General features: G+C 64.6%; 17 protein-coding genes. 14 read left to right on the top strand and 3 right to left on the bottom strand.

From position 1 onward, the window contains the following. The 6 genes from AC5P76_RS18125 to AC5P76_RS18150 form a co-directional block, all read left to right on the top strand. Positions 1–400 (top strand): DUF2345 domain-containing protein (locus tag AC5P76_RS18125; protein ID WP_495222801.1); only part of this gene is annotated, 400 nt, incomplete at its 5' end. A 4-nt stretch (positions 401–404) separates the two neighbouring features. After that, positions 405–1,310, top strand: a complete 906-nt coding sequence (locus AC5P76_RS18130; protein ID WP_253118609.1) for a DUF4123 domain-containing protein — start codon at positions 405–407, stop codon at positions 1,308–1,310. Then, positions 1,303–4,317 carry a T6SS effector BTH_I2691 family protein gene (locus AC5P76_RS18135; protein WP_253118608.1) on the top strand — a complete coding sequence of 1,005 codons (3,015 nt, stop codon included), beginning with the start codon at positions 1,303–1,305 and terminating at the stop codon, positions 4,315–4,317. Before AC5P76_RS18130 ends, AC5P76_RS18135 begins: the two co-directional genes overlap by 8 nt. Further along, complete coding sequence (locus AC5P76_RS18140) at positions 4,317–5,258, top strand: DUF6708 domain-containing protein (RefSeq protein ID WP_253118607.1); 942 nt, start codon at positions 4,317–4,319, stop codon at positions 5,256–5,258. Before AC5P76_RS18135 ends, AC5P76_RS18140 begins: the two co-directional genes overlap by 1 nt. 237 nt (positions 5,259–5,495) lie before the next feature. Beyond that, complete coding sequence (locus tag AC5P76_RS18145) at positions 5,496–6,548, top strand: DUF6708 domain-containing protein (RefSeq protein WP_253118606.1); 1,053 nt, start codon at positions 5,496–5,498, stop codon at positions 6,546–6,548. Positions 6,549–6,553: 5 nt separating this feature from the next. Continuing rightward, complete coding sequence (locus tag AC5P76_RS18150; RefSeq protein WP_253161717.1) at positions 6,554–7,591, top strand: DUF6708 domain-containing protein; 1,038 nt, start codon at positions 6,554–6,556, stop codon at positions 7,589–7,591. Between the two features lie 30 nt (positions 7,592–7,621). Here AC5P76_RS18150 and AC5P76_RS18155 read toward each other — a convergent pair whose 3' ends face one another. Beyond that, complete coding sequence (locus tag AC5P76_RS18155) at positions 7,622–7,819, bottom strand: hypothetical protein (RefSeq protein WP_253161716.1); 198 nt, start codon at positions 7,817–7,819, stop codon at positions 7,622–7,624. 50 nt (positions 7,820–7,869) lie between these two features. After that, positions 7,870–8,619, bottom strand: coding sequence for a hypothetical protein (locus tag AC5P76_RS18160; protein WP_253118604.1), 750 nt, complete (start codon positions 8,617–8,619; stop codon positions 7,870–7,872). A gap of 197 nt (positions 8,620–8,816) precedes the next feature. Between AC5P76_RS18160 and AC5P76_RS18165 the strand changes: the two genes are divergently transcribed. From AC5P76_RS18165 to AC5P76_RS18190, 6 genes are all read left to right on the top strand, one after another. Then, complete coding sequence (locus AC5P76_RS18165) at positions 8,817–9,698, top strand: M15 family metallopeptidase (protein WP_345776092.1); 882 nt, start codon at positions 8,817–8,819, stop codon at positions 9,696–9,698. Positions 9,699–9,803: 105 nt separating this feature from the next. Further along, a complete protein-coding gene (locus AC5P76_RS18170; RefSeq protein ID WP_053518398.1) occupies positions 9,804–10,064 on the top strand; it encodes a PAAR domain-containing protein in 261 nt (86 codons plus the stop codon). Between the two features lie 42 nt (positions 10,065–10,106). Continuing rightward, positions 10,107–11,540, top strand: coding sequence for a hypothetical protein (locus AC5P76_RS18175; RefSeq protein WP_253118602.1), 1,434 nt, complete (start codon positions 10,107–10,109; stop codon positions 11,538–11,540). A 16-nt stretch (positions 11,541–11,556) separates the two neighbouring features. Further along, positions 11,557–15,258: a type VI secretion system membrane subunit TssM gene (gene tssM, locus AC5P76_RS18180; RefSeq protein WP_253118601.1), complete on the top strand. Its 3,702-nt coding sequence runs from the start codon at positions 11,557–11,559 to the stop codon at positions 15,256–15,258. Then, on the top strand, positions 15,255–16,238 hold the full coding sequence (gene tagF, locus AC5P76_RS18185) for a type VI secretion system-associated protein TagF (RefSeq protein WP_253118600.1): 984 nt from the start codon (positions 15,255–15,257) through the stop codon (positions 16,236–16,238). Before tssM ends, tagF begins: the two co-directional genes overlap by 4 nt. 2 nt (positions 16,239–16,240) lie before the next feature. Next, positions 16,241–17,026, top strand: coding sequence for an OmpA family protein (locus tag AC5P76_RS18190; protein WP_111185953.1), 786 nt, complete (start codon positions 16,241–16,243; stop codon positions 17,024–17,026). A gap of 56 nt (positions 17,027–17,082) precedes the next feature. On the opposite strand, the gene tssA is transcribed toward AC5P76_RS18190, so the two are convergent. After that, a complete protein-coding gene (gene tssA, locus AC5P76_RS18195) occupies positions 17,083–18,141 on the bottom strand; it encodes a type VI secretion system protein TssA (protein ID WP_253118599.1) in 1,059 nt (352 codons plus the stop codon). Positions 18,142–18,374: 233 nt separating this feature from the next. Here tssA and AC5P76_RS18200 point away from each other — a divergent pair, with 233 nt between their 5' ends. Both AC5P76_RS18200 and AC5P76_RS18205 read left to right on the top strand, forming a co-directional pair. After that, entirely contained in the window at positions 18,375–21,137 is a 2,763-nt protein-coding gene (locus tag AC5P76_RS18200; RefSeq protein ID WP_253118598.1) for a type VI secretion system Vgr family protein, read from the top strand. A 53-nt stretch (positions 21,138–21,190) separates the two neighbouring features. After that, entirely contained in the window at positions 21,191–21,814 is a 624-nt protein-coding gene (locus AC5P76_RS18205) for a hypothetical protein (RefSeq protein WP_253161715.1), read from the top strand. Positions 21,815–21,835: the final 21 nt, after the last annotated feature.

Consider the following 21,835-nt stretch of genomic DNA (forward strand, 5'->3'; position numbering starts at 1 on the left):
CACCGCCGGCATGGAACCCAGCGGCGAGAGCCCGAACCAGGAGCGCGGCATCGCGCTGCATGCGGCACAGGGCAAGGTGAGTGCGCGTGCGCACAAGAACCAGGCGATCGTGGCGGCCAAGACGCAGGTACGCATCGCCAGTACCGAAGCGGACGTGCAGCTGTCGGCGCCGAGCAAGCATCTGCTGGCGACGGCGGCCGGCGCCTACCTGCGGATCGAGGGCGACAACATCGAACTGGGCGCGCCGGGCAAGGTGGAGTTCAAGGCGAGCCAGAGGGAATGGCTGGGGCCGGCGAGTGTGCCCGGTGAGGCGACGAAGAACGAAGGGAAGCTTGCCCTGTGCCCGACCAAGGCGGCAAACGCCGAGCGCACGGGTGCGGCTGTCGTGGGAGTGGGCTGATGCCATGAGCTTTTCGCATAGGCACTTTCTTGAACACCCCATTGCGATCATCAGTGAATCCACACTTGGCCTGATCCCACTCCTGGCCCGGTTCCAGTGCCACAGCCTGGAACCGTCGGGACTCGCATTGCCTGCCGGTATCTGCCCGCATCTGGTCGTGCTCGATGAGGTGGATGCAGCACTGCGCCTTGCTCTGCTGGACGAGCTGGAACATCTGCATGTGGAGGGAGAGCTGCGTGGGTTGCTGGCATTGCTTGGGAGCAGTGAGTCAGGAGAACGGGTAGCGGCGCACCTGCGCTCGGTAATGCTGAGACGCAAGCCCGGCGGTACGCGCTATTGGCTACGGCTCCACGATCCGCGTGTATTCATGCATTTTCCCCGCATCCTTGATTCCCTCCAGCTGCGTGATTTGATGGGACCCATCAGCGTATGGTGGTGGCGCGATCCCGACCTCAATCGTTGGGGAAGCATCGACCGCCCAGCGGAAGCAGGACAGCCTGGCCAGGGCTGGACAGAGCGTCAGTGGGATGCAGTCTTCAGGATAGAACTGGTGAACCGTGTTGCGCTCGATGTGGTGCGCGCCGCCCCGCAGATGGCGGCCCATCCAGATCTCCACGAGCGCGCCGACGTGGCCTTGCGAAGAGCGATCGAACTGGAAGCGCTTGTAGTGCCGGAGGACCAGCAGGCATTCGCCGTGGACCATGTGATCCATGGAGAGGCGCTGTTCGCACACCCGGAAATGCAACGCTGCCTGCGCGACGTTCGCGAGAATGGCGCGACCTACGTCGGCGGTACCGTCGATCTGGACCTGTTCGCGCTCGCACGCGCCACGAATCCAGCAGCCCAGGCCGAACGCCCCTCCGGGCGGCGCTGGTCGGAAAATGAAATCAAAGGAGTGAGAGATGTCTGACTTCAAGCCAGGTTGGTATATCGTCTCCGAACCGGATGCCGAGGGACGGACCACGCTCAAGTACTTCGCCGAGCGAGGTCTGGTCACCTGTGAGTGCTACAGCACGAGTGATGGCCGACAGATCTATCTCTGGGGTAACCGTGAGCGCCCGGCGGGACGAAAGGAGTCCTGGAAATCCACCTACAGGTTCGTCGCGACGGATCCCAATGGGCATTGGGACAACGAGAAGGTTGCTGCCAAGACCAACAAGGGTGCAGGCCAGGGGAAGGCGAAGGCGCTTTCCCCCTGTGAAGACCTGACCAAGCACTGCCCCGCCTGTGACCGAAAAGGCCTGCTGCTCATGCCATTGCGTTATGCGGTCGCGAGGGCGGACGTCAATGGCTGGGCGCAGGCCCCGAAGCTCGCTGGAAGTTTCGCCAGTGGTGGAAGCGCGGTGCCGCTGCCTGGAGCGCTTGCGCAATACACCCTGAGAACAATGCGCGAGGGCTACCTGTATGTGTTCAACGAGCGACTGGGTGCCAAGGGGTGGAAGGGCTACCTGGTAGATGCCAAGGGCTATCTTTCCGAGTTCGACGTGCACGCGTCGCAGCCTCCGACCCTGGAAGCACTGGACAATGCGCCATGCGGTCGTCGAGCGACATCCGAGATGGCGCGCTGCATACCCATTCCTGATGCGCACCTGCCTGGCAAGGTTGGCAACATCTGGATGGCGTTCTGCGATACGCCCTGGACCCCTGCCGTGCTGAAGGAGCACATGGACAAGCCTGCAGTGAGGCAGGCGAACATGCGTGTGTTCGATGGTGCCGCGTGGTGCGAGTCCAAAGGCGCAGCAGCGCAGTCACATGCCGCGACCCTCGCCGCGAATCATTCCAGCGTTGCGGAGTTCAAGGTGGGCGGGGATCTGTTCGAGCGGATGATGCAGCCGATCAGCTTTGCCTGGCCGCTCGGGCTCAACGCCGTGCAACAGAACACGTCACCAGCGTTCGCCGACTCATTGAGTCCCTTCATCAGTGCGGTGGGGAAAGTTCCCCAGCTGCTTGAGGCCGCCAGGCAGGCCGGAAAGGATATTCCGGTCGCAATGGTTGCGCTTGAGGATCCAATAGGCATTGCGATGGACTTGAATGCCCAGATCATCCGACGGACCCATGCATGGACCAACGAACCGCTGCGCCGCTGGAAGCGGGAAAGCGCGCAGGCGATTGATGCGCTCGCCATGGCGGTGCGGCACAACGTTGTCCAGCGCACGAGCGAGACACGCTCGGCCGTGGCGGGAATTTTCGGAACATGGTTCCCCGCGCACTCCAGCGCGGTGTACCGCGGACGGAACCCGGGCGAGAAAATGGAGTACGCGGGCTACATTACCGAGGAAGAAGCTGATCGTCTCGGCACGGAAGCTTGGAATAGCGACCATATCGAACTGTTCGACAATGCCAAGAAGAAGAACTACATCGAGGTTGAGTACCCCGCAGAGCTCTCCGCATTCGAGAAGGCAACCATCGAGCCGCTCGATGCTGCGTATCTCTCGTGGATGAAGTCGGATCTTTACAGAAATCACTTCATCTACAACTTCGACAGGCGGAACATCGACAGCGGCGTGGCCTATGTCCACAAGGTGATGCTGGTCATCACCGATGCCACGGCACGCGCCAGCGTTACCCGGTTCCTGATGGATCGCCTTGGTGATGACCCTGAGAAGCCAGGCTCCGTCGAGGTGCGTGCCCTGGCAGCCAATCAGGAGGAGATCATCAAGGGGTGGGCAGCGGCTACCAAGGAGGGGGCCATGAAGAAGGATGGCGTCAGCTGGGCGGATGCGTCCGAGAAGATCTGGGGCGTGTTCAATTCCGTGCTGACCAGTGATGGCTACAAGGCGGCGATGGCTGGTGGCCCTGCGCCGGTTGGCGGAAAGTGGATGGAGGTGGCGATGAATGCCATCGCCAAGTACGCGTTCCAGATCAGCGGCCCGGTGGTCTCGAGACTGAATGGATTCGGCAACGGTGCGGTGGGCTGGGTGGCGGCAAAACTGCCCGAGCGACGCATCATCTCTCTGCTGGGGGCACTCGCCAAGACGGAGGATCCGAACCGGCGATTGAGGTTGATCGACCTGCGCACGGAGGCGACCCGCAAGCAGGCGACCCGAATGGTGGCCTCCGCGCTGGCAAGCATTTCCGGCGGAAACGAACAGCAGTACCGCAGCGCCGTGCGCGCATCGCTTGATGGAATCCAGGATGCGCAGGGGCGGCGCTATCCGTATCAGGCCCTCATGTTCGTTGACGAGGGCGAAGCACAGCGCCTGACCCAGTTGCGGGGTGCACAGCTCGATGCGCACATTTCCCAGTCGGTGATCGTGCGGCACGAGGAGTTCGATGCGCTGCTGCAACGGAATGTCAGGCGGGTTTTCGATCTTGATTTCAAGGCCGGCGTCGTCTCGAACATCTTTACCGCCTTCAGCCTCGGACGGGCGTGGGATGAGATGAAGAAGGCGAAGCAGGAAGAGAAGGACGTCAAGATCGTCAACTTCGCAGGTGGCGTCGCGGGATTGACTGGCGGCCTGATGGAGCTGAGCGCAGGCGTGGCGAAGAAGCATCCCTGGTGGGTTGGCACCCACGGCATCAGGTTGCGGGCACTTTCCGGACAGCTGAGCACAAGGGCGGGACTGCTGGGAGGGCTTGGAAAGTTCCTTGGCGCCGCGGCAGGATTCATTGGCGGCACGCTGAACATCATCGACGGCTATCAGGACATCGGTCTTTCGCGAGGTTATGGCATCTGCATGATTGGCCTGGGTCTGGCCAGCATCATCGCCGCCATCCTGCTGTTCACTACCTTCGCCTTCGTCGGCTTGATCATCGGCCTGGTGGTCGCGATCATCACGTTGATTGTCGGCTACTTCAAGCCGACGAAGATACAGAAGTGGCTTGATGCCTGCTATTTCGGAAAGCACAAGAGCAAGAAATTCGAGGGTCTCCAGCAGGAGACGGAAGGCTTGAAGGCATTGAGTGAGGCGGATTGATGTACAGCGGCTGGATGCGCAGTTTCCCGACGGATCGCTTTCTCTCGGCGCAGGAGAGCGCCTCGCGTTTCGATCCTCGGATCGCCGAGGAGGTTGCACCTGACGAACGTGCGTCGTTGGTTCATTTCAACTCGACCTACATCGATCTGATCGACCGAAGGTTCCGCCTGCGCGGAATGGTCTCGACCACCATGGTCCTGCTGGGGACGCTGGCCCTGTTCCTGTTCGGTTTCTTTCTGCTTTTCACGCTGGTGATCCCGAACCTGGAAGGCGACTTCTGGGACTGGGTGATGTACGCCATGGTCGGCGTGTGCGTGGTCGGTGCCCCGGTGCTGTTCTGGCACACGACGCTGCGCTACGAGTTCTTCACCTATGTCTGGTATCCGACACGGTTCAACCGGCGCAACCGGACGGTCTATTTCTTCACGGGTGGGGAAGAGGGCGCTGTATCCGTCCCATGGGATGAGGCCGTGTTCTACATCGGGCAGGGGACCAGCCAGGCGTTCCTACGCGACCTCCGCTGCAGCATCCTCGAGGATCGGGTGATCAAGCGCACCTTCGCAGTGGGCCATTACTTCGACGACGAGCAGAAGATCCGCGGCATCTGGGAGTTCATTCGCCGCTACATGGAGCAGGGGCCGGCAGAGGTGGTCGATACCATCGAGGGTCGCCAGATGAACCTGTCCGTGACGCCGTCATGGCGCAACTGCTACCTGTTCGTGGTGGCCAGTCTCGGTCCCAGCCTGCTGGGCGCACGCTTCATCCTGATGCCCTTGCTGCTGCCCCTGGTGTTGTGCCGATGGCTGGTCCTTCTATCCTGCCGCGCGCCCGTGTGGCCACAGTGGGTGGAAGACGAGTGCGCAATCGATGCCAACGATCCTCTTCGGCTCGTGGAACCCGAGGTGATGGCGCAGTTCGAGCCGGATCGGCGTCCGCTCTGAGCGGGCCTCTGCGGCAGCTCCCTGCCTGCGTCAGCAGGCAGGGCTCGGGATCACATCGCCGGGCAGGCCGGATCCTTGCCGCTCACCGCCGCACAGATCCTGCGCCGGCAGTCCACGCCTTTCAGTGACGGGGCTGGGCCATCTACATCGTTTGTTGTTTGACTGAACGTCCGCTTGGTTGACTGCTGTGCTGTACCGGCGTGGCATGACCTTAATTTGATCGGGTCCGAGGTCCTGATGAGTCAATTTGCAGGTTGGCTTGCCCAGAGGTATCGCAACAATCGTCCCCTTACTGAGTACGAAAAGGCTGCCGATGTGCGCCGTTTCGACTCATCCACGTTTGTGCCAATCGATAAGGGAATCATCGCCATTGATGATGACTGCATTGAGTATGTTGATCGTCACTTCCTATATCGCGGTTGGGCATTGATGGGGGCGAGTGTATTCATTGCGCTGGGATTGCTATTTGTCGTGGCGATCCTGCATGCAACTTCCTCTCTGGTTGACCGAGCTGGGCCGCTCGAGTCAGGTGACACGTATGCGATCGGAGGCTTGATCGCTCTCGCTCTTGCATTTCTGGCGTTCATTTTCTGCAAACTGCTCTTGCGGGATGTTCTACGCTATCAGTACTACCCAGTTCGGTTTGATCGAGTCGCACAACAGGTACATGTGTTTACGGGTAAGCGTGAGAGGGTGGTCTCGGTTCCATGGCGGGATGTTAGGTTTGTTATTGGTAGGGACAAGCCTGCGGGCCCCGATGAGGGATGTACTTACGATCTTCGGGGGCTTGTGATGGATGGGGAGCAGGTCGTCTATACGTTTGCTGTTGGATCTGACAGCGGTCCCAACCCAGCGATCACGCTCGCACATTGGGAGATGATCCGCCGCTTCATGGAGGAAGGGCGTTCAGCACTTCCGTTTCCTCCGCTTCAGCTTTACACATCGGTGGCGCCGACGTTGCGAAATGCCTTCATCATCCATGTGTCTTCCGCTGGCGCGGGACTGATGTGGATGGCGCTGCCCATTACATTGCCTTGGGCGCTATTCCGTTTCCTGACAATGAAATTGTGCCGCAAGCCCGTCTGGCCGGCCGCTGTGGTCCGTCGCGGAGCATCTGGGTCCTCCAGTGTGCCGCCGCTCCGCGCGCCGGCAGTGTACGGGCGAGTCGATCATTCAGCAGGGCGCGCAGATGAGATGGAGCGCTTCTGGAAAGAGTCGATAGCCGCAGCGATGGCTCGCAATGATGGGGTGCGGCAGCTGTTGAACGAAAGTGGGGGCAAGGCACGGTGACCGCTATGGCTGGATTCCAGGTGCTTCCAGAGCGGAATGGCTACTGGGGACATTTCCTGACGAACGCGGGTCTGCCGGGATGCGCGCGTGTGGGCCCTGGTCGCGCGGTTCAGTGGAACGATAAGAACTGCCTGGTGTTTTCGGCCTGGAGGCGGTCCTCACATCGGGGTTTTCTATTCGTCCTGTCACTGATGGCGCTGCTACCGCTGTTCAGCATGGCGATGAATGTGCTGCTGGCGATCAAAAGCGAGACGCAAGGCTGGCCGCATTTGATGGTGCTGGCAGCGCTGTTTATTGCCGGCATGATTGGCTGCCTGGCGTTGGCCCGTCATCTGTATCGCAAACCTGCGGAGCCGCCGGTGGTGCTCAGTCGTCGGCTTGGAAAGTTCTACGCTTGGTTGGACGCAAGCAGGGGTTGGAAAAGTCTGGACTACGATACCGTGGTACCCATCAGCAGATGGGATTCGGTCCGCGGCAAGCATGTGTCCACGCCAGTTCAGGTGCTTGCCGTCGTAACGCTGGTGCCAGGCAGTCGCCAGATCGACACATTCCTGCCCCTGTCGGAGCCCGCGCTCAACGACGCCGGTCCCGAAGAGCTATGGGAATTTCTTCGGCACTACATGAACGGCGACATGAGCACACTTCCTGTGAGCGCGGCCCCTCCACGATTGGTCGGGGTCCGGGCCGACCTGGTGCAGTTGGAGCGGCTGGTGTTCGATCCTTGGATTGATCGTGATCATCGCGTCAGAGGGCTTTCCGGATGGCTTCATATCCTGCTTCTCGGCAGCTTTATGTTCTGGTTCGAACTGACGGGATTCTGGCTGCTGCGTCGTGCCCCGCGTGTTGCCTGGCCCGATGCGTTGGCCGACGAGCTGGATTCCCTGGCGATGAAGGCATCGCCCAGCCCAGGCGCGCACCCGCAGCAGTGGGCAGGCGGCGCGCTATGGGTTCGCTGGTTGCTGCCGGCACTACTCAATGCAGTGATCGTGCTTACGCCGATGGTTCTGCTGGCGCTTATGCCGTGGACCACTGGCAGCTCCTGAAGCCCAATCGGTGGGAACTGGGGCGTGCGCTCACCCAGCTGATGCGTCGTGACGTGGTGCACGGTAAAGACGAGCAGCGCCATGGAGCCCAGTGGCGGGCTGATGGCGAACCAGCGCCAGGCCTTCGACTGCCAGCGTGAAAAGCGTGTGGTACATCGAGTGCGAGGTGAGGCAAAACAGGCCAAGCACCAGCGCAATGTAGACACGTCTGATCGGTTCGATCTTCACGGGCATCCATCCCCGCAGCGTCGAGCATGGCTCGACTCTCCATAAGCAGATCACATCGCCGGGCAGGCCGGATCCTTGCCGCTCACCGCCGCACAGATCCTGCGCCGGCAGTCCACGCCTTTCAGTGAGGTGGGGCTGGGGCAGCTGCGCAGCTGCGCCTGGATGTTGGATTCGGTCGAGGCGGACTTCTTGCTGGCCACGCGCTCAAACGCGGCGCGCTCGTCTTCGGCGCGTTTGCGCTGGTCTGCTTCGATCTGGGCGATCAGATCATCCATGCTCTGAGGCTGGGCCTTGGCTTTTGCCTTGGCCTTGTCCTCTTCCTTGATGATGCCGAGCAGGGTGCCGAGCAGATTTTCATCGCCCTTGCCTGCGGTACCGGCGGCGCGACTGCTGCGTTCACCCGGCTGGGTGCCCCGTGCCCGCGTCGTTGCAGCGGTGCCGGTGGTTGCGGCAGCGCCCGCAGCAGCGGTTGCCGCGTCAGCGGCAGGCGCGGGTGGGCTCCCGGCGGTGGCCGGCAGCGCCGGCTCAGTCGGAGAAGCGGGTGCATCGACGATCATCGCGGCACCTTCACCCGGTGCCACGGACGGGGCGTCCGGGTGCCCGGTCACATGGCCGGTGTCGGGTGTCAGTGAATACTCGGACGGGTCGCTGTAGTCATTACTACCGGACAGACCCCAGGCGGTCAGCCCGGCGATGACGACCACGGCACTGGCCAATGCCAGCCACAGGACCGTACGGCGTTTGCCGCTGGACGGCGCGCGTGCGGCACGTGGCGACGCGGTTGCCTGCCGGCCCTCCATGTCTGCCAGAATACGGCCCGAATTCGGGGCCTGGCCCTTTGCCTGCGCTCCCCCTGAGAGCAGACTTGGCCGATTGATTCCGCCATTATTCAAGTGCATCCAGCCCTTGGTTTGAGTCGGCAACTGCCGAAGCGAATTTGCGCATTCTTAGTGAAAGCGGTTGGGGCGTCAACCAGATCGCGTGTCAGGGAGGACCGGTGTTGCCAATCGTGGTTGCTGCCATTGCCGTCGTACTGTTGGTGGCTGGCGTGTGCTGGGTACTGTTGTTCCCCGAGACGGTCGAATCGCTGCGTCAGGCGATCGCGAAGCGTCTGGGCGGATTCCGTCGTCGGGCGGGGCAGGTCGGTGACCGGGTCGGCCACGGCGCCACCCGCGTGCGCAGTGGGGTTCGTGAAGAGGTCGGAGCCGTGCACGGCGCACTGCGGCGTCACTGGCTCATTCTGGTTGTCGCCGCAGCGTTGCTGCTGATTCCTCCAACTGTGATATTCGTCACGCGGCAGACCGTGGTGCTGGAGGATTTCAGGGGCGATGATCTGGCGGAATCGAGTTCGATGGTCGCTCAGCTGCTACGCGGGGAGCGGCTGACGCCGCCGCCGCCGCCGCCGCCGGAGGTGTTCACCACTGCCGAAGTGCGTCGTCTGCGGCCCGAAATCGTCACGGCTGATCGCAAATGGGATCAGATCGATCCCGATCTGCAGCAGCGCGTGCTGGCCATCTATGAGGTCATGCGACGCCAGTACGGTTACGAAATGGTGCTGATCGAAGGCTATCGCAGTCCGCAGCGGCAGGCCGAACTGATGGCGGGTGGCAAGGCGACCCGGGCCGGTGCCTGGCAGAGCTGCCACCAGTATGGGCTGGGCGTGGACAGCGCACCCATCCGCGATGGCAAGCTGCAATGGGACATGGAAGATCCGTGGACCCGGCGTGGGTACTTCCTGTACGGCGAGCTGGCTGAACAGGCGGGCCTGGACTGGGGCGGAAACTGGCGGAGCATCAAGGACTATGTTCACGTGGAAATGACGGACCGCTGCCGCGCCGCCCGGGTAGCAAAGCGCGAGGAACTGTCCCGTCAAGGGTGATAACCGCACGGCGGTACTGGTATGGTTACGCCGATGGCCTGCGTCGTCGGGGGAACCGGGGGGCGATGGAACGCCGGGTCACACATGGATCAAGGAGCATGATGGATGGCACGACCGTTTATCGTCGTCGGTGACCCGCTCAGCCACGGAGGGACCGTGGTGGCGGGCACCGGACAGACCGACATCAATGGCAGGCCGGTGGCGCGCGTCGGTGATCGTGCGTTGTGCGCCGTGCATGGCGCGACCACGATTGTCAGTGGCGACGCGACAGTGCTCATCGACGGTCAGCCGGTGGCGCGCGACGGCGACCGCACCGCGTGTGGAGCGACGCTGGTCGCTTCGCAGGCCATGACCGGTCTGCGTTGACCTGCGCGGTCGACAGGAGCAGCGCATGGAGCAGGGCAACTGATGGCAGGATGGCTGGGCAAAGCAGCTTCGGTGGTGATGATCTTCGTCGCCACCTGGGGCGCGACGATTCTCTACTGGCGCAACAGCGGCACGGTACCGACCGGCATGCAGATGCTGGCCTACCTGGGCCTGCTGCCCGTCGGCCTGAGCGGTGCCGGCTTCATGCTGCGTGGCGCCGCGCGCCGTGGCGTCGATGCGGCGCTGGACAAGGCTGCGGCCAACGATGGGGAGCCGACCAAGGGCAAAGGCGAAGCCGTCGCGACGAAGGTGATGGTGCCGCCATCGGTGGCGTTGATTGCCGGTGGCCTCAGGCTGGGTGTGGATCTGGATGCCCAATCATGGCTGGCTGCTGCCGCTGCGCCGCCGCGTCCGACGCTCGATGGCCGCTTCCGCGACAACTACAACCTGCCGGTGCGCATGAGCGCGGCGCAGGACCTCGATGAGTTCCTGGTGCTGCAGGCCCGTCAGGACGGCATCGACACCGCAGCCCACGAACGGCGTGCGCTTGCCCTGCTGCAGCCGGTGCTGGAGGAACTGCTGGAGGCAGCATCCGCGGCGCTGCCGGAAATCATGGCTTCCGAGGAAGTGGTGGTGGCCGGTCTGCGGCGTCGCGACGAACAGCGCGTGGAGAACGTACTGAGCGTCGAGCTGCTGGTGCCGGGCAGCTGGTCCGATGCGCTGCGCCCCTGGGTGCAGACATGGCTGCTGGAACAGGCGCGGATGGCAGGCATCGATGCGCGCCGCTTCGATGTCCGGGTCACCTCGCTGGACGGCGCACGCGAGGTGTGGCCGCACCTGCAACGGGTGATCGACGCACTGGATCAGGGCGAGCCACGCTGGCACCTGCTGGTGTCCGCGTCTTCTTCGATCGATGCCGGCATCGTTTCCTCATGGCAGTCCTCCGGTGTGCTGGCAACCGCACAGAATCCGGATGGCCGCATACCGGGCGAGGGTGCCGCCGGCGTCCTGCTGGCGAGCCGGGGCGTTGCCCATGAAGGCGACGCGCGGCTGTGGCGCCCGCAACTGGTACGCGCCGAGCAGATCGAGGCGACCCGGCCGGCCGAACAGCGCCGTCAGCTGGCGACGCTCGCTGCGCAGTGGCAGCAGATGCTGGGCCTGGAGGGAGCACAGGCCCAGTTCGTGCTGCATGATGCCGATCACCGGGGCGATCTGATGGTCGATGCCGCCGCCATCACGGCGTCGCTGGCTCCCGACCTGGACTTCAGTCCGCAGAGCCTGGCGCTGGCGATCAGCGCAGGCGAACTGGGCCCGGTGCTGCCGTTGGCGCAGCTGGCACTGGCCCGCGCACAGCTTGACCGCCAGGCCGAGCCGGTGCTGTTGCTCGGCGTGGCCGACAACCAGCAGCGACTGTTCGGCCTGGTCGACCCTCTTCCTTCCCCGACGCAGGCGGCCGATGCGCCGTCGGCCCCCTGACTTCCTGGATCCCTGCATGAGTTTGAGCAATTTCAGCTACTACCTGCGCGACTACCGTCTCTGGATGGTGCTCGGCCTGGTCGGTGCCGCTGCGCTGGCCCACTACGGTGAGGCCGAAGCACGGCAGATCGGCATCTGGGTGGCCATCGTGCTGGCCGGCCTGCTGGTGCTGGCGCTGCTGGTCTGGATCGTGAAGCGGATCCTGGCCCGTCGCGCGGCCAAGCGCGTGGAGGCGATGGTCAAGGATGAGGCGGACAAGGCGGTAGCCACCGCTCAACCCGCCCAACGTGCCGATACCGAGGCGCTGCGCACGCGCATGATGGACGCGGTCAAGCAGATCAAGTCCTCGCGGATGGGCGTGCTGAAGGGCAACGCCGCGCTGTACGAGCTGCCGTGGTACGTGATCATCGGCAATCCGGCTGCGGGCAAGAGTACGGCCATCCTCAATTCCGGCCTGCAGTTCCCGTTCGAGGACAACCGCGGCAACGTGGTGCAGGGCATCGGTGGTACCCGCAACTGCGACTGGTACTTCACCACCAACGGTATTGTGCTCGACACCGCTGGCCGCTACTCGGTCAGCGTCGAGGACCGCATGGAGTGGCTGACCTTCCTCGGCCTGCTGAAGAAGAACCGCCCGCGCGCACCGATCAACGGCGTGATCATCGCCGCCAGCCTGGCCGAGCTGTCCGGCAGCAAGCCGGAGTTCGCGATCGAGCTGGCCAAGAACCTGCGCCAGCGCGTGCAGGAAATCACCGAGCGGCTGGAAGTGTTCGCGCCGGTGTACGTGCTGTTCACCAAGGCCGACCTCATCGCCGGTTTCAGCGAGTTCTTCCGCAACCTCGATCCCGGCGAGCGCGAGCATGTGTGGGGTGCGACTCTGCCGTTCGACGTGCATCAGCAGGGCGACGCGCTGGCGGCATTCGACAGCCATTTCGACGAGCTGGCCGAAGGCATCAAGGAAATGAGCCTGACCCACATGGCGATGCAGCGTGGCCGTGAAGTCTCGCCTGGGCTGCTGTCGTTGCCGCTGGAGTTCGTCGGCATCAAGCCGGCGCTGCGCACCTTCATCGCTACGCTGTTCGAGGACAACCCCTACCAGTTCAAGCCGGTGTTCCGTGGCTTCTACTTCTCCAGCGCACTGCAGGAAGGGCGTTCGGTGCATCACGCGTCCGAACGCGTCGGCCGCCAGTTCAACCTGGAGCGCGGGTCCAATGTCGATGAGGCGCCGACCGGCCATACGGCGTTCTTCCTCAAGGACCTGTTCCGCAAGGTGATCTTCGCCGACAAGGAACTGGTCCGGCAGTATTCCAGCCCGCACCAGAACCGGCTGCGCTATGGCGTGTTCCTGGGCGCGGTGGGTGTGCTGGCGCTCGCGCTGGGCCTGTGGACCTGGTCGTACACCACCAATGCCCAGCTGGTGGCCAATGCCACCAAGGATCTGGATCAGGCCGTGCGCGTGCAGAAGGACCGCATGGATCTGAAGTCGCGTATCGATGCCTTGCTTCTGCTGCAGGATCGCATGGAGCAGCTGGACCGTTATGGCAAGGAAGGCGGCGTCACCACCCATCTGGGCCTGTACCAGGGCACCGCGATCCGCGAGAAGCTGCTGCGTGAGTACAACCACGGCATGCAGCAGGTGATGCTGGCGCCGACCGTCTCCAATCTGGAGAACTATCTCGGCCAGGTGGTCGCCGAGCGCGACAAGCTCGGCCAGGGCGGCAGCGCTGCCGCCGAGAGCGAGGTGCTGTATCAGAACGCATCGCCGACCAGCACCAACGATGCGTACAACGCACTGAAGACCTACCTGATGCTGGGTAACCCGAAGTACGTCGAAGGTGCTCACCTGTCGCAGCAGCTGACCCTGTTCTGGCGCACCTGGCTGGAGGCCAACCGCGGCCAGATGAGCCGTGAGGAGATGGTGCGCGCGGCCGAGAAGCTGATGACCTTCTACGTAGCGCAGGCGGGCCAGCCCAGCTGGCCGCAGATACAGAACAAGGTCACGCTGGTGTCCGACACGCGTCAGGCGCTGGGGCAGGTGATGAAGGGGCAGCCGGCGATGGAGCGCGTGTACGCGCAGATCAAGGCACGTGCCGGCGCCCGCTTTGGAACCACCACCGTCGACAGCCTGGTGGGTGTGGAGCGCAACGGGCGCCTGATCAACGGCAGCTATGCGATTTCCGGTGCGTTCTCGCGCAAGGCGTGGGAAGAGTACGTAAAGGATGCGATCAAGGAAGCAGCCAATACCCAGCTGAGCACCACCGACTGGGTGCTGGGTACCACCGAGCAGAGCGATCTGTCGCTGGCCGGCAGCCCCGAGCATGTCTCGCGCGAGCTGGTGACCCTGTACAAGAACGACTACGCGCGCGAGTGGAGCAAGTTCGTGCAGGGCCTGAGCGTGGCCGAGTTCAGTACGTTCGACGAGGCGGTGGCCCGCATCAACAAGCTGGGTGATCCTGGCAACTCGCCGCTCCGTGTTCTGCTGGAGCGCATCAACGAGGAGACGGTATGGGACAACCCGCCGGCGCAGGCGCGTTCGAGCAAGGCGCGCAAGGGCTTCGTGGCCTGGTTCCAGCGCACCATCCTGCGCAAGGACCCGGCAGCGACGGCCGCCGCGCAGCCGGTGGGTCCGATCGGCAAGGCGTTCGAAGGCATCGCGCGGCTCACCAGTGAGCGCGGCGATCAGCCGGCAGTGATCACGGCCTACTTCGAGACCCTGGGCAAACTGCGTGCGCGCCTGAATGCCATCAAGAGCCAGGGCGAAATCGGCGTGGGCACCCGCAAGCTGATGCAGGACACCTTCAGCAATGAAGGCTCCGAACTGAGCGCGGGCCTGGCGCTGGTCGACGAGCAGGTACTGACCGGGCTGGACGAGAAGCAGCGTGAAGCCCTGCGCCCGCTGCTGCTGCGCCCGTTGACCCAGACCTTCAGCGCCCTGATCCCGCCGACCGAAGATGAGGTCAACAAGACCTGGAAGGCGCAGGTCTACGACCCGTTCAAGGCACGCATCGGGCAGCAGTACCCGTTCAACCTCAACTCGGATGTGGATGCCGCACCGAGCGACATCGCCGGCATCTTCGGTGCCAGTGGCAGCATTGCCGCCTTCAACAAGGACGCGCTCGGCACGCTGGTGATCCAGCGCGGTCCGCTGCTGGAGACCCGCCGCTGGGCAGGGCAGGGTGTGAACCTGTCGGCTGAGCTGGTTGCCAACTATGGCAACTGGGTGAGCGGCTCTGCCGCCGGCGCGGCGCAGGACACCACGATCTTCGAGATCCTGCCGTCGCCGGCTGCCGGCGCGCTGGAGTACAGCATCGAGATCGATGGCCAGGTGCTTCGTTATCGCAATACCCCGCCGCAGTGGACCACCATGCAGTACCCGAACGCGGGGCAGGTGCCGGGCGTGAAGATCACGGCGGTGACCGGCGACGGTCGTACCGTGGAGGTGTTCAGTGCACCGGGCGCGAACGGCTTCAACCGCCTGATGGCCGAAGGCGAATACGAGCGCCTGGATGATTCCAGCCGTATCACCTGGAACGGCAATGGTGTGGCCGTGACGGTGGAAATGCGCATCGTCCGCCGGGCCGGCAGCGGCAGCGAGGGCGGCGGTGACTGGCAGCGCGGCCTGCAGCTTCCCGAGCGGGTGGCCGGTGGTACCCCTGCCGCGCCCGCGCCGGCGGCCACCGCGCCTGCTGCGGCGCAGACCACGGGAGGTGCGCAATGAGCCGCGTCGTCAGTGCCGGAGTTTCCTACTTCGGCAAGGTGCCATCGCGCGGTGATTTCGTCCGTGCGGCCGACAATCACCAGCTGCTGGGCTGGCTGGACCGGTGGGCGGGCGAGAGCCTGGAACTGCTGAGCCAGAGCCCGGACTGGAAGCAGCGCTACGACGAGGCACCGGAGATCCACTACGCGTTCCTGGGTTCTCGCAGCAAGATGGTGCTGTGCGGGCACTTCCTGGCCAGCCGCGATTCCTCCGAACGCCGCTTCCCGCTGCTGTCCGCGCTGCGCCTGGATGCGCCGGAACCGTTGCCGTTCATCGGCCGCAGCCCGCTGGCGATGTCCAACGCCTGGTCCGGACTGGCCCGCCTGGCACGCCAGGCCTACCAGGAAAGCGACGCGGCGCAGGCGCTGGCGCAGCTGGCGGACGCACGTTTCAGCATCAGCACCGATCCCGGTGACTACAACGGCAGCTTCCAGGACTTCCTGGAGAGCACCTCGGTGGCAGACCTCGAGTCGCGCCTGCGCGATTCCGGTCACGGCGAGGTGGCGCTGCGACAGGTGCTGCCGGCACTGGGCCTGCTGCTGCAGCCGGTGCTCAGCGGGGGCGATGTCAACATCGACAAGGCGCTGGTGTTTCCGCTGGTCCGTGACCCGGCCTATCGCCCACTGGTGGCGGCATTCTGGCTGGATCTGCTGTCCAGCTTCGTCTCCCGCGGCGATTTCGAACTGGCGGTGCTGATCCGCAACGACGCTGCGCCGAGCATGATCGTCGGTTTCAACGGCGCCGACCGCCAGGTGCTGCGTGCGGTGCTGGCCCCGGCGGAAGCCGGCGACTTCCTGATCCGGATCCAGCATTCGGAATGGGTGGACGACTATCTGCGCGGCGATTACAACCTCAACCGCTTCGGCAGCTTCCTCGACCGTGACGATCTGGCCCTGGCCACCGCACGCAAGCTGTTCGGCGAGACTTTCCTGGGAACCTGATGATGCGCTTGTGCAACCCTCTCTCCCTTGCGTTGCCGCTGCTGCTCGCAGCCGTGCCGCTGGCCGCGCAGAACGCGCCTGCTGCGGCACAGGCTGCCACCGAACGACCGGTGGTGATCGAAGGCGTGGTGCCTGACCAGGCGACCAAGGCCAAGCTGCTGAACAATCTGCGTGCCGTGTATGGCGCCGAGCGCGTGGTCGACCGCATCCAGGTCGAGACGATCGCGACCCCACCGAACTGGGGCGATTACGTGGCGGGCATGATCAATCCCGGCTTGAAGCGGGTGTCGCCCGGCAAGCTGGAAGTGAACGGACAGGCAGTGCGGATCACCGGTGAGGTCGGCAACGAAGCGCTGCGGCAGCAGGTGGCCAGCGACCTGAGTCTGGCCAGCAATACCAGTTACACCGTGACCAACGCGCTGAAGGTCGGCTCGCAGCAGAACGTGCTGGACCAGACGCTGGCCAACCGCATCATCGAATTCCAGAGTGGCAGTGCGCGTCTGACCCCGTTCGGCATGAGCATCCTCGACGAGATGGTCGCCAAGATGGCGCAGATGCCGGACAGCCGTTTCCTGATCATCGGCCATACCGACAATGTCGGGCAGCGCGAATCGAACCTGGCGCTCAGCCACGCGCGTGCGCTGTCGGTGAAGAACTACATGGTGTCCAAGGGCATTCCGGGCAGCCACATGGATGTCGTCGGCAAGGGACCGGACGAGCCGGTGGCGGACAACACCAGCAACGATGGCCGCGCACGCAATCGGCGCATCGAGTTCAAGATCCAGTAAACATGACGGGGATCGGGCCAGACCCGGTCCCCGCACGAGCGTGATCCGCAGGCAGATCAGTCATCTGGATTGACGTCCAGCATCTCTTCCATCTGTTCCAGCGTGCCGTGGTCCTTGATGACGCGCTTGAGCCAGACATGCAGCGGCATCTCGCCCCAGCGTGCGGCCTTCTCGGCGAGATAGGCCACGGGGCTGTGCGGTTCGGTCCGACGGAAGAACTCAGCGACCTGGCGCAGCTGCTGCAGCGCTTCCTTGCGCGAGCCGGGTGCACCCGCAGGGCCACGCGGTGCTGTCACCGGGGCCGCTTCGGACGCCGGCGCCTCATGGCCGAACGATGCATCTTCAAAATCGTCGGAGGAGGCTTCGGTTTCACCATCGAGCAACACCCCGGCTTCGCGTGCGAAGCGCAGCACGGTGCGCTGCAGGTGTTCAAGCTGCTCACGCACCGCGCTGAAGCTTGGGCCATCCAGCCCCAGGCGGTTGTCGACCGCGGCCTGCAGTTCGGCCAGGGCCTGGCTGCAGTCGGGCAGGTCGTCGGCCAGCTGCCGGTAGAACCCGTGCTGGGTATCGCGGCGGGCGGCAGTGAGAATGTCCAGGCCAGGGCGGCCGTCATCCTCTTCGCCGCTGTTGGCACGGGCATGGGCATGCTCGAAGTCGGCGAGGCTGAAACGCCCCTGCGGCGCGACGGCAATCGGCACGGAGCGCAGCCATTGCAGCGAGTTGGTCAGCAACCAGCTCAGGTTGCCGATGCGCTCTTCAAAATCGCCGTCAGGTGCCTGCGGATGCACGTCATCCCAGTAGCGGTCGCACAGGCCGGCGGTGAGCCGGTAGCCAGCGGCGAGGCCCTTGAATCCTTCCAGCTGGGTGGCGGCTTCGCTGAGCCAGCCTGCCAGCCGCAGGTCCTTGGTCCGGGTCTGCAGCAGGTCGGTGGCATCGCGCAGCACGCTGCTCCAGTCAGCGTACTTGATGTCGGTCTGCCACGCCCCCTGGTCCAGGGTCGGGTCGTCGGCACGACGGTTTTCGATGATCCGATCGAATTCAGCCGAGAACGACAGGTCTTCACCGGTCGGGGCGTGTTCCGAAATCGGGGCCAGCAGGGCTTCCTGATCCAGCATGGCGGGTCTCGTTGGGGACTGTGGGCGATTCTAGCCCGCCGATGTGAACGCGGTCGCGGGATTGGTCCGTCCAGGCATGCCTGAATACGGAATGCCGTCAGTTATGTGACGAACAACGCACTTCTGCGGCGGTCGAGGCGTCGTGATTTTGACGAACACCGCAATCTGGTAGATTTGATGGCTGGAATCCGACGCCGCCGGGTAGGTGCAGGCGTCTTCACACTGGAATTGGCATGGATCAGCTGAACTACGTGATGACCCAGGTTGCCGGGCTCGGTGACGCGCAACGCCTGTATCGACTGCGGTCCGATGCACTGGAAGGGTGCACGGTGGAGCGGTGGCGTGGCGGTGATGCGCTCGGCCAACATGCCTGGACCGATGTCGATGTACTCGCCACGCGCGCTGATATCGCGCTGGACGCCCTGCCGGGCACGCGTGCGACACTGGTCGCGCAGATGGCCGATGGTGGTCAATGGCAGCGCAGCGGCCTGATTGCGGACGCTTCCTGCCTGGGCGGCGACGGTGGCCTGGTGCGCTACCGGCTGCAGCTGGTGTCGTGGACGTGGTGGCTGCAGCATGCGCGGCACAGCCGCGTGTTCCAGGAACAGAGCGTGCGTGCGATCGTCGATGCCGTACTGGCAGGGCACGCTGGCATCGCTCGCTGGCGCTGGGCCGAGGGCGTCGACGCCTTCCTTGGCCAGCGCGTGCGCAGCTACTGCGTGCAGTACCGCGAGAGTGACCTGGATTTCCTGCAGCGCGTGCTCGCCGAAGAAGGCCTGGGCTGGCGTCTGTACGCCGATGAGGAAGCGCCATGCGGCAATGGCATGGAGATCTTCGCCGACAGCGTCGCGCTGCCGGAAGATGCCACCAGCGCGGCTGCAGGCGTGCGGTTCCATCGCAGTGACGCCACCGAATCCAGTGACAGCGTGCAGGCCATCGGCCTGCGTCGGCGCCTGGCCAGTACCTCGATCAGCCTGCAGAGCGATGATTACCGCCAGGTACGCGCACTGGTGGCACAGTCGCCGATGGAGGGCGGAGGTGGCCAATCGTCGCGCGAAGACTACGATGCGGTAGGTGCCTACGCCTTCAGCGACAGTACCGCCGGTGCGCGCCAGGCCCGCCTGCAGGCGCAGGCGCGCGAATCCCACAGCCGTGGTTGGCAGGGGTCGGGTACGGTTCGCGGCTTCCAGTCCGGACAATGGCTGCGGCTGCAGCAGGCCCCCGGTGCGACACCGCCTGAGCTGCTGCTGGTGGCCGTCGAACATGCCGGCATCAACAATCTCCCTACCGATCTGCGACGAAGCCTCGATGACGCGCTGGGCGTGGCGCCGATCGATCCGGCCGACGCTGCGCTCTGGCAGCAGGCCGAAGCAACCGGGTATGGCAACCGTTTCGGCGCGGTGGATCGCACCCTGCCGTGGCGCCCGCTGCTGCAGGACGGTAGTGGCGCACGGCTGAATCCGCGCCCGACCGTGCCGGGTTACCAGACCGCTGTCGTGGTTGCCGGCGACGGAGGCGCCAGCAAGGACCTGCACGCAGACAGCCATGGCCGCGTGCGCGTGCGTTTCCACTTCCAGGAAGGCGAGGGCGGCGGAGCCAACGACAGCGCATGGTTGCGCGTGGCACAGCGCTATGCCGGACCCGGCGTGGGCAGCCAGTTCCTGCCGCGCATCGGCCAGGAAGTGCTGGTGGGCTTCCTCGACGGCGATATCGATCGGCCACTGGTGCTGGGCACCCTGTACAACGGACGTGGCGAGGCGGGCGTGGCACCGACGCCAGCCGGCGGAAGCGGCCAGAGCGACGTGTCGCTGTATGGCCAGGCTGCAGACATGCGCGGCAGCGCGCAGGCCAACCTCAGTGGCGGCCAGGCGCCGGCCTGGCATGCTGCCGGCATGGGGGACCAGGCGCATCGGCAGGGCGGTGCGCTGTGGGGTATCCGCTCGCGCGAGTGGGAAGGCGGGCAGGGCGCCAACCATCTGCTGTTCGATGACTCGAACCAGCAACTGCGCGCGCAGCTGGCCAGCAGCCAGCAGGTGTCACAACTGACCCTGGGGCACCTGCGTCACCAGGCAGACAATTATGTCGGCAGCCTGCGTGGCACCGGTTTTGAACTGCGCAGCGACGCGTGGGGCGCGGTGCGCGCCACGGCCGGTGCCTGGTTCTCGGCCTATGGCCGCCATCCGACCGCGCCTGCGGGTGAGGCGGTGCAGCCTTCCGCGCTGCTTGCGCAGCTGCAGACGCTGGGCGAGCGCTTCACCCAGGCCGCGCGTACGCACCTGACCAGCCCGTTGGCGATGCAGGAGGGGGCGGGGGCGAAGCAGCGGTCGGTCCTGGTGAGCGACCAGTCGCCGCTGCCTGGCATCCTCAAGAGCGTGCGCACCACCTTGACCGGGGAAGGCTTCGATCCGGCAACCGAGCAGGCCCGCAAGCGCAACGCTTCGCCCGGTGACAAACGCGTGCCGCACAGCGGGGATCCCTTGCTGGGCGTGGCCGCTCCCGACGGCGTGGTGCACGTTGCTGGACAATCGCTGCAGTGGTCCAGTGGTGAGGGCGTGCTGCTGTCCAGTGGCAGCCACAGCGATCTGGCCGTGATGGGGCAGGCGCGGCTTCATGCATCGCAGGCGCTGGGCATGCTGGCCGCGGCCAGTTCTGGCGCGGGTGCAGCGAGTACCACGCTGGTTGCAGTGGCAGGCAACGGCATGGTGGACGTGCAGGCGCAGGCCGATGCCATCCATGTGCAGGCCCGGCAATCGCTGCGCGCCAGCAGCGCGCAGGGCGTGGTTGAAGTCGAGGCGGGGAAGGTTGTGCACATCGCCACCAGCGGAGGTGCCATCATTACCCTTGAGGGCGGCAACATCACGTTCGCGTGCCCGGGTGTCATCACCGTCCATGCAGGGACCAAGTCGTTCCTGGGCCCGGCCCAGTTCAAGACCGAGCTGCCGAACTGGAGCCAGAGCGACACATCCAGCTGGAGACTGACCGGATTCTCGGGGTGATGGAAGGCATGCCCCGATATCACTGCTGGAACTCTTCGAAAAGGCACCGAACCATGAATCAGAGCAAGCCACGCAAGCCGGTCAACCGTCACCTGCCCGTCGCGTTGCCCGAACTGCTGCTGGCTACGTTGTTGCTGCCACTGGTGGCCTGCGGAAACGGGGCACCGCAAGGGGACGCGCAGGAGGACGCCACGCGTTCGGCGCAGGCCGCGGTCGAGGCGCAGATCGCGGCCGATGCACATGCCGCAGAGGGTGAGGCGCCTCTGCCGGGTGACCCGGACAGCACCGAAACGCTCTTCGACGGGTTGCTTGATTGCCAGCCGAAGGGTTGGTACCTCAGCGCTGAATCAGGTCGGCCCGCCAACCCTTACCTGGCCCGGCACGCGCCCGAACCCTGCGAACGCGATGAGGAGTTCGGGATGGCGTACTTCTGTGTCAAGGCGGATTTCCATGGCTTGCCGGTCGACAGGGTAGTTGCCCATCTGGGAACCGCGCCCACCCCGATCGGCGTCCTGATCGACCTGCCGCTGGAGCAGGCGCGCGCGCGCGCGCGCAAGTCGTTGGGGTCGGATTTTCCCGATGATGAGCGCAGCCAACGCGGCGAAAGGCCGAAGCTGGGCCCCCAGGGTGACAACACGCAGAAGTCGCAGTTGATGTGCACGCCCGATTGGGCTTGATCAAGGATAGAGAAAAGCACG

The sequence above is a fragment of the Stenotrophomonas sp. YJH_SMC_36 genome (assembly GCF_059369935.1).